Genomic DNA, 6893 nt, shown 5'->3' with positions numbered 1-6893 from the left:
TGTAATTACCTATGTAGGTGGAATTACCATTGTCTTGGAAGACCGCGTTGCCGGTAGCAACGAAGCCGGACAGCCTCGTATGGAAATACTGGAACCTACCGTATTCCCGTGTGTAGGCGATACCATCTGGGGCGGCTCTGATTCCGCATTTATTGTATCAGATGGTGTAGAGTACCCCTACAAGCGTGAAGGGTATACGAAGTTAAGACAGGATTGGTAATGAATCCCGCACCCCGCTATTTTTACGGCATGTCTGAAAAACTACAGAAAGCCGTAGGGGAAACCGTCAGAGCCGCCCGTAAAGAAGCTGGACTCACGCAATCCGAACTGGGTGAACTCGCAGGGATGAAGCAGCCCAACATAGCCGCCCTCGAAAAGGGAAAAGGCAATCTATCGCTTGACCAACTCGAAAAGATCGCTGTTGCGTTGGGCAAGGATGTAAAGGTGCTACTGCAATAACCCCGCCCGGCTTGACAACCCGAAACGCCGGAGCGCCGGGCCGCCGGAGCGGTAGCGGTTGCGGAGCCGGGCGGAGAGAACAATAACAAAGAAGGACGATGGAAGAGCTGAAAATATATCAGTATCAGGCAAAGGAGATTGAAGATACGCTCCGTATCGTTGCCAACGTACTGAACAGTCGTAGTCGGGAAACGGCTCTTGACCGTCAGGTTATGAAGGCGTATGAAATGATTGAAAAGGTTTTAGCGAAAAAACCATAACAACGCGGTGCTCGTCGCGTCCGGGAGTCCTGGACGTATTTGGATTCGGGCTAAGTGGGAGATGAGTCCAGCCGCGCATTTAACCAACCCCGGCCTGCGGTGCAGCGCCAGAGAAGACAAGAGCGATGGAAGAGAACGAAGAACAGGTATACCTTCGGGTAAAAGCTAAACGGGATGAGTACCGTAGACGGTGCGCATCGGCTCACCTGAGCAACTACATTACCCCTCAGCAGGATATTGACGGTAAGAACATGGAAGACTATTGTAAACACTATGAAGACAGGCACGGAATCCCCCGCACGTAAAAGGTTCTGGGTAAGCTGGTATGACTTCTCTAAATCGAAGGTGGAACCACAATCCAGTTTTACATTCTGGGTGAGTGGCTATGGTCAGAGCAGTAGAACCATTTGTGCGGTCATCGATGCCGAAAGTGAAGAGGCAGTCTGGAAGCGCGTTCACCGCCACTTTCGCCGTATCGAACAGCGCTTTATTGATGAGGTAGCCGTCGACTGGAAACCGAACGACCGTTTCCCATCCGAAAATATGAGAACCTGATGACGGTCAATCTGGACTTACGCAAACTGGCAAAGGCGCTGGACGAAAAACGCTATAAAGAGCGTGTGACGCTCCGTGAACTCTCGAAAGAGTTAGGCGTCAGCACCTCAACGCTTTCGCGTCTGGAATCGGGACGTATGCCGGATTTGACCACCTACATCATTGTTTGCCGGTACCTGAACCGACCGTTCAACCACTTTTTTACCGTTGATTAACCCACCACGCGGGGCCAGATAAGAAACCAAAAACGATGATGATGGAAGAGAAAAACACCACACTTGAACTACCCCAACTCGCCCGGTTTTTGGGCAAGAAAGTGCAGTATGAGTGGAATCTGAATCCCCGGCTGCGGCCCGATAATTGGCAGGCAAAGCAGGGCGAGGTTACCGTTTCTTTGCTGAAGGGTATGTCCGAAGGCACCGTCCGCAACATCAAGCCGTGCCTCAGGCCATTGGAGAGTTTAACCGATGTTGAGTTATATCGGGCATTTGAGAAGGCAATGGGGTATATGCCTGCGTCTAATAAATTGCACGGCATCAATCGGGAAGATGGAAAGATTGAGGTGTATTCGTACCCAGCGGCTGAGAAATGGAGCCGAGAAGACCTTTCGTTGTTCATGGATGGTACAATTGCAGTCACAGGTTACCACAGTAATGGCATTATGTACTCCCCCATGTTTAACGCCGTTGCGCTCTACGATTACCTTGACGAACTTGGCATCGACTAGCGCAACTGGATTGCACAGGGATTAGCGATAGAAGAGAAATAACCTCCACGACCACCACGCAAGGGGAGCGGTCAGGGCAGTGGCGGGGGTGATGCAACTATTTTGTATATTTGTGTAGCACGAAACGCAGTAGAGTATGGCAGCGCCTGTTGGGAACCAGTTCTGGAAACTCCAATACAAACACGGTCGGGATAAAATATTCAAAAATCCTCAACTACTTTGGGAGGCTGCTTGTGAATATTTTCAATGGTGTGATGAGAATCCACTGGAAACGCTGGAGTTCAATGGAAAAGATGCGGTTGGATGTATTGTTCCTAAAATGCGGGCTTATACGTGGTCGGGACTAGAATGTTACGTAGGTATCTATTCGCTGAGGGATTATAAAACCAACCCCGATTACGAAGCATTTTCACAGGTCATTACGCGCATTAGTGCTATCATGTACACCCAGAAATTCGAGGGCGCTGCGGCTGGCCTGCTGAATGCCAATCTGATCAGCCGTGATCTGGGGTTGGCCGACAAGAAAGAAATATCGGGTGAGCTGGGCGTCAAACCCATCACTGGCATGAAAATACTGTAATCGGTGGAACTGGAGTTCAACACACATGGCAACGAAAAACAAAAACAAGTTTGCCGTCACTGGCAGGATGATACTGCAACGGATATTGTCTATGGCGGCTCCAAAGGTTCAGGTAAATCGTACCTGGGTTGTTCTCTGATCTTTGGTGATGCCTTCACTTACGACGGAACATTCTACTTCATTGCCCGCGATTCCCTTACCAACCTGCGTAAGTTCACCATTCCATCCATTCACGAAGTATTCAATCACTGGCAAATTGGACCTGCTTATTACAACTACAACGGACAGGACAATTACTACCAGCTTTACAACAAAAGTCGGGTATATCTACTGGATGCCAAACCGCTGCCCTCTGACCCACTATACGCCCGTTTCGGTTCCATGCAAATGACACGCGGCTGGATTGAAGAAGCTGGAGAGTTCGTGGAAGCCGCCAAAAACAACCTCGCTGCCAGCATCGGGCGCTGGAAGAACGACACCTACAATCTTGCCCCGAAGCTCCTGCAAACCTGCAATCCGGCCAAGAACTACCTCTACAAACAATACTACCGGAAGCATAAAGAGAACAACCTGGAGGACTGGAAACGTTTTGTGCAAGCCTTACCACAGGATAATAAGAAGCTGCCACCGGGTTATCTGGAGAACTTACATAGAACTCTTTCTCCCAATGAGAAGCAACGTTTGTTGTACGGCAATTGGGAGTATGACGACGACCCGGCTACATTGATCGACTACGAAAAGATTTTAGACCTGTGGCAGAATCAGCACGTACCTAGAATGGGTAAACGGTACATCACCTGTGACGTTGCCCGCTATGGTAGAGATTCAACCAAGATTTGCGTATGGGATGGATGGCGAATCATTGCCTACAAAACCTATCGCGGCTTATCGGTAGTCGAAGTAGCCGCCAAAGTGCGCGAAGCCATGAACTATTATCAGGTACCTGCCTCACAAACGGCTGTAGATGATGACGGCGTTGGCGGTGGCGTTACGGATATACTACGTTGCAATGCATTTATCAACAACTCCAGTCCATTGGAAGAGCAACGCCCAATGGACGGGTGGCAGCAGCCCAACTACTATAATCTTCGCTCTCAATGCGAATTCCGTATGGCTGATAGGATCAACAAGACGGGTATGTACATTGAGCCGGGCGCTATGACTGCCGACGAGCAGGAGCAGCTCATTGAAGAACTGGAGCAGGTCAAACAAAAAGATATGGATACAGACAAACGACGCGCTACTGTACCCAAAGACGAACGTAAGGAACTCCTGGGACGTTCGCCCGATAACTCTGACGTTGTGATGATGCGCGAATACTTCGAGCTTGTTCGTAGAGCACCCATCCGACTAACCAACCGCGCCCGATAAAAACTATTGCATATTTATTTTTTTGTTTATCTTTACACGACTTCACATTTTCGCCAATACCGGACAAAGGGGCTGACCGGCGGCTTTAGACAACCATCATGGTTCAGTTTAATCCGTTCGTCTGCCCAAAGCCTGCGGCACTGACGACCATCCCGTCTACAGACTGTCCAGTTCGTTGGGATCAGGTAATTGCAATGGCCTTCCACCGAAAAGGCACTCCCATCTTTACTTCGACCACCATCAAGGCCACAGGAACGTGGACTGACGCTATCGCGGACACCGATAACGGCAAAGTTACGCTAACGCCCGCTTTTTCTGGCTGGACTTTCCCGAAATCAGAAATCACTATTGAAGGCGAAAACGACAATAGCACCATTGGTGGTATGGGGTCTATTGGCGGGGGGAATGTAATTCGCCCAATGGGTACGTTCCGCAACAAGTCCAGCGCGGCAATGAAAGCCCTTTCCTCTTATACGTCTGAATCGTCAAACGACGCGGCTCCCCAGGTTGAGGTATTTTTCATCACCGTTTTAAATCAGATTATCGCCAATTCTGATGGTACTGGTTTTGATGCAACCAACATCGCCGTTAGTGACACGTACTCCGATGGGTTGAAGAAAGACAACATGAATGATATAAGCATCTCCCTGCCCTATGGGTGGTCGTTTGATGCTACTTTGTTCACGCCTACCTTCGACATCAAAGCCTTGTTGCCCAAATAAAAATAGCCCCAGCAGATTTGCTGGGGCTTTATAGTTTATAACAATGGAGCCAACATCGGTACAGTTAAAATCTCCGTCTGGTGAGCGGTCGTATTCACTTGAAAAAGCTGAAAACATCCTACGCATCGAAGCCAAACACAGATTCGGTGACTACTCACTGCCCGAAAATTCCCCCTTTGAGTTTGTAAATGGTTCTCTCCGACGGCGACGCCCAAAGTCTGCTCACAAGCCCAAAAAACCTGACCCAAAAGGCTGAAGCCTTACGCTGGCAGGATCGGGTACGCTTTCATGGCTTGACCGTGAGAGACAAATCCGCGTCGGCCTACTGGCCCACGTTTCGACGGTGGGTGCATGGACTGCTGGCTGCTGAAGATAAACGGGACGCCTTTGAAAATGCGTTCACCTTTCCCGTTGTCACCAACAAAGTGATGGCTAAGGTACATGACGGCTGGATGAAGGTTTTCGACTCGGTAAATCCCCAACTCGAAATTACCGGACCCGATGGCGTTGAAGATAAATTACTGGAGCACCTAAAGGAAGTAAACGAACCGAAGTTCTGGCAGGACGAAGCCGTTGCCGCCCTGTATGAATCACACAACGATTTACTGCTGATTGATATTCAGACAGGCGAGAATGGCAGACCTAAGCCGTATTTATCCCGTCTGCCGCTGGATTCAGTCATCAGCATTGAACTATTGCCCGATGGTACAGCCGAGCACGTGGCGTACCTGGCAGAAGGTGACACCAAAGTAGTAGTGGACGCCGCCAGTTACCGGGTATTCAACAAGGATAACGTACCACAGGCCACGTACTACCACAACCTGAACCGCTGCCCGGCTCGTTTGCTCTGGGATGAGCGGGTGCCTAATCATCCAGTAGCCAGTGCAAGCCCAATTGACGAAGTGCTGACGCATCTGGACTGGTACGCCTTCTGGTACGTGGCCTACGATCTGGCTAAACTCATCGGCGCGTTTCCCTATACATGGTCGCAGGACATGATTAGTGACCTGATGGAGCAGTTCACCTCGCCACCACTGAACAGCGATGGGACAGTTGATGCCGGTTATACTGATGCGTGTGGCCCTGCCAAACGCAAAGGGAGTTCAACGTTTGCCGGGCCGGGCGACCATTTTATGCTGCCGATCAACACCCAGCAGGTTGTAGCTCCGATTGGCATTGTGGAGCCGTCGACGGCTTCACTCCAGTTCCGGGAAGATGATCGGCAGGCGCAGCAGGACGAACTGGTGAATTATCTGACGGGGGCGCAGGGGGAAAGTGCGCTGATGGATAAAGCCGTTAACGACAAACAGGTAACGGGTAATTTTTCCAGCAAAGAAAATACGCTTCGCTACATATCGAGCCATTTGTCAGCCGCCCGTCAGTGGGTAGTGCAGACGTTTGCGGATTTGCTGTTTGGTACCGGGCGTGTTCAGGTAAAGCACAGCTTCGGCACCGAGTTTTATCTGCAATCAGAGGCTGAGCTCTGGGATGGACTCAGTAAAGCCCGGCTGGCCGGTTCACCCAAGACAATCCTGTTTGAGAAAGTGCAGGGTATTGAAGCGTTTCGGCTACGTAGCGGGGGTAACCCAACACGCTCACAACTGCTACTGGATTTAGAACCCGCACCGGAAGCGACGCTCACTGAATTGGTGGGCCTTATCGGGCTGGGATTATACGAACCCGAATCAGTGGCCGTAAAAGCACAGTTCACAGACCTCATCCGCAAGATCGAGCGCACCTTCGGCGCGGATATTTCTCAGGTAGGCAGCGGACTTGCCTACCCATTACGCATTGAACGACTAACCCAATTCTTATACGACAATGTCAGATACACAAAACCAGAGCCTGTCGCAGAGCCAGGACAACCAACAGCAGCCTGATCTAAATGCGGACATTTTAGCCCGTTTTGAGGCACAGGATAAATTGATTGCCGACCTACAATCTAAACTAGCCACGCAACCGGCACCCGTTGCCCCCGTCGTGCCCGCCCCCTCGAAAGGCGGTGTATGGGTCAACCAGTGGCGCACGACTGAATTCAATGGTAAGGCGGTCAAGATTGATGAGCAGCGGCAGTACTACGATTCAGATAAATTCGATCAGTTAAACTCGGAAGTCGACAAAAAACGAACCGGCTTTGAAACGCTCGGCATCAGCTACGAAATCACGGAGGATACGCGCCCTGGTGCTGAGAAAACAGACAAAAAGAAAAAGTAGGAAAT

At 50.4% G+C, this 6893-nt stretch carries 12 protein-coding genes; all 12 read left to right on the top strand.

Annotated features, from left to right (window positions below; genetic code table 11):
- On the top strand, positions 1-220 hold a 220-nt coding region (locus IC229_RS33290), incomplete at its 5' end, for a hypothetical protein (RefSeq protein ID WP_190893034.1).
- Between the two features lie 29 nt (positions 221-249).
- Complete coding sequence (locus tag IC229_RS33285) at positions 250-459, top strand: helix-turn-helix domain-containing protein (protein ID WP_190893032.1); 210 nt, start codon at positions 250-252, stop codon at positions 457-459.
- Positions 460-557: 98 nt separating this feature from the next.
- Positions 558-719, top strand: a complete 162-nt coding sequence (locus tag IC229_RS33280; RefSeq protein ID WP_190893030.1) for a hypothetical protein — start codon at positions 558-560, stop codon at positions 717-719.
- Between the two features lie 125 nt (positions 720-844).
- Positions 845-1024, top strand: a complete 180-nt coding sequence (locus IC229_RS33275) for a hypothetical protein (RefSeq protein WP_190893029.1) — start codon at positions 845-847, stop codon at positions 1022-1024.
- A 40-nt stretch (positions 1025-1064) separates the two neighbouring features.
- Positions 1065-1274, top strand: coding sequence for a hypothetical protein (locus IC229_RS33270; RefSeq protein ID WP_190893027.1), 210 nt, complete (start codon positions 1065-1067; stop codon positions 1272-1274).
- Positions 1274-1489, top strand: a complete 216-nt coding sequence (locus IC229_RS33265; protein WP_190893025.1) for a helix-turn-helix transcriptional regulator — start codon at positions 1274-1276, stop codon at positions 1487-1489. The genes IC229_RS33270 and IC229_RS33265 overlap by 1 nt, the downstream gene beginning before the upstream one ends.
- A 35-nt stretch (positions 1490-1524) precedes the next feature.
- Positions 1525-2001 (top strand): hypothetical protein, encoded by a 477-nt coding sequence (locus tag IC229_RS33260; protein WP_190893024.1) that lies wholly within the window; start codon positions 1525-1527, stop codon positions 1999-2001.
- 136 nt (positions 2002-2137) lie between these two features.
- Positions 2138-2581, top strand: coding sequence for a DNA-packaging protein (locus IC229_RS33255; protein ID WP_223834359.1), 444 nt, complete (start codon positions 2138-2140; stop codon positions 2579-2581).
- 3 nt (positions 2582-2584) lie between these two features.
- Positions 2585-3952 carry a terminase large subunit domain-containing protein gene (locus IC229_RS33250; protein ID WP_317171691.1) on the top strand — a complete coding sequence of 456 codons (1368 nt, stop codon included), beginning with the start codon at positions 2585-2587 and terminating at the stop codon, positions 3950-3952.
- A gap of 98 nt (positions 3953-4050) precedes the next feature.
- Positions 4051-4674 (top strand): hypothetical protein, encoded by a 624-nt coding sequence (locus tag IC229_RS33245; protein WP_190893022.1) that lies wholly within the window; start codon positions 4051-4053, stop codon positions 4672-4674.
- 188 nt (positions 4675-4862) lie between these two features.
- Positions 4863-6554, top strand: a complete 1692-nt coding sequence (locus IC229_RS33240; RefSeq protein WP_190893021.1) for a hypothetical protein — start codon at positions 4863-4865, stop codon at positions 6552-6554.
- Positions 6496-6888, top strand: coding sequence for a hypothetical protein (locus IC229_RS33235; protein ID WP_190893019.1), 393 nt, complete (start codon positions 6496-6498; stop codon positions 6886-6888). The genes IC229_RS33240 and IC229_RS33235 overlap by 59 nt, the downstream gene beginning before the upstream one ends.
- The last annotated feature ends 5 nt before the right edge of the window (positions 6889-6893 follow it).

Source organism: Spirosoma profusum, assembly GCF_014699005.1.
GTDB classification, from domain to species: Bacteria; Bacteroidota; Bacteroidia; order Cytophagales; family Spirosomataceae; genus Spirosoma; species Spirosoma profusum.
The sequence above is the reverse complement of the archived record's forward strand: the minus strand, read 5'-3'. Positions and strand labels throughout refer to the sequence as shown.

Coding starts and splice junctions, on each gene's coding strand:
- IC229_RS33285 (WP_190893032.1), top strand. CDS start 250: ATGTCTGAAAAACTACAGAAAGCCGTAGGGGAAACCGTCAGAGCCGCC.
- IC229_RS33280 (WP_190893030.1), top strand. CDS start 558: ATGGAAGAGCTGAAAATATATCAGTATCAGGCAAAGGAGATTGAAGAT.
- IC229_RS33275 (WP_190893029.1), top strand. CDS start 845: ATGGAAGAGAACGAAGAACAGGTATACCTTCGGGTAAAAGCTAAACGG.
- IC229_RS33265 (WP_190893025.1), top strand. CDS start 1,274: ATGACGGTCAATCTGGACTTACGCAAACTGGCAAAGGCGCTGGACGAA.
- IC229_RS33260 (WP_190893024.1), top strand. CDS start 1,525: ATGATGATGGAAGAGAAAAACACCACACTTGAACTACCCCAACTCGCC.
- IC229_RS33255 (WP_223834359.1), top strand. CDS start 2,138: ATGGCAGCGCCTGTTGGGAACCAGTTCTGGAAACTCCAATACAAACAC.
- IC229_RS33245 (WP_190893022.1), top strand. CDS start 4,051: ATGGTTCAGTTTAATCCGTTCGTCTGCCCAAAGCCTGCGGCACTGACG.
- IC229_RS33240 (WP_190893021.1), top strand. CDS start 4,863: ATGGTTCTCTCCGACGGCGACGCCCAAAGTCTGCTCACAAGCCCAAAA.
- IC229_RS33235 (WP_190893019.1), top strand. CDS start 6,496: ATGTCAGATACACAAAACCAGAGCCTGTCGCAGAGCCAGGACAACCAA.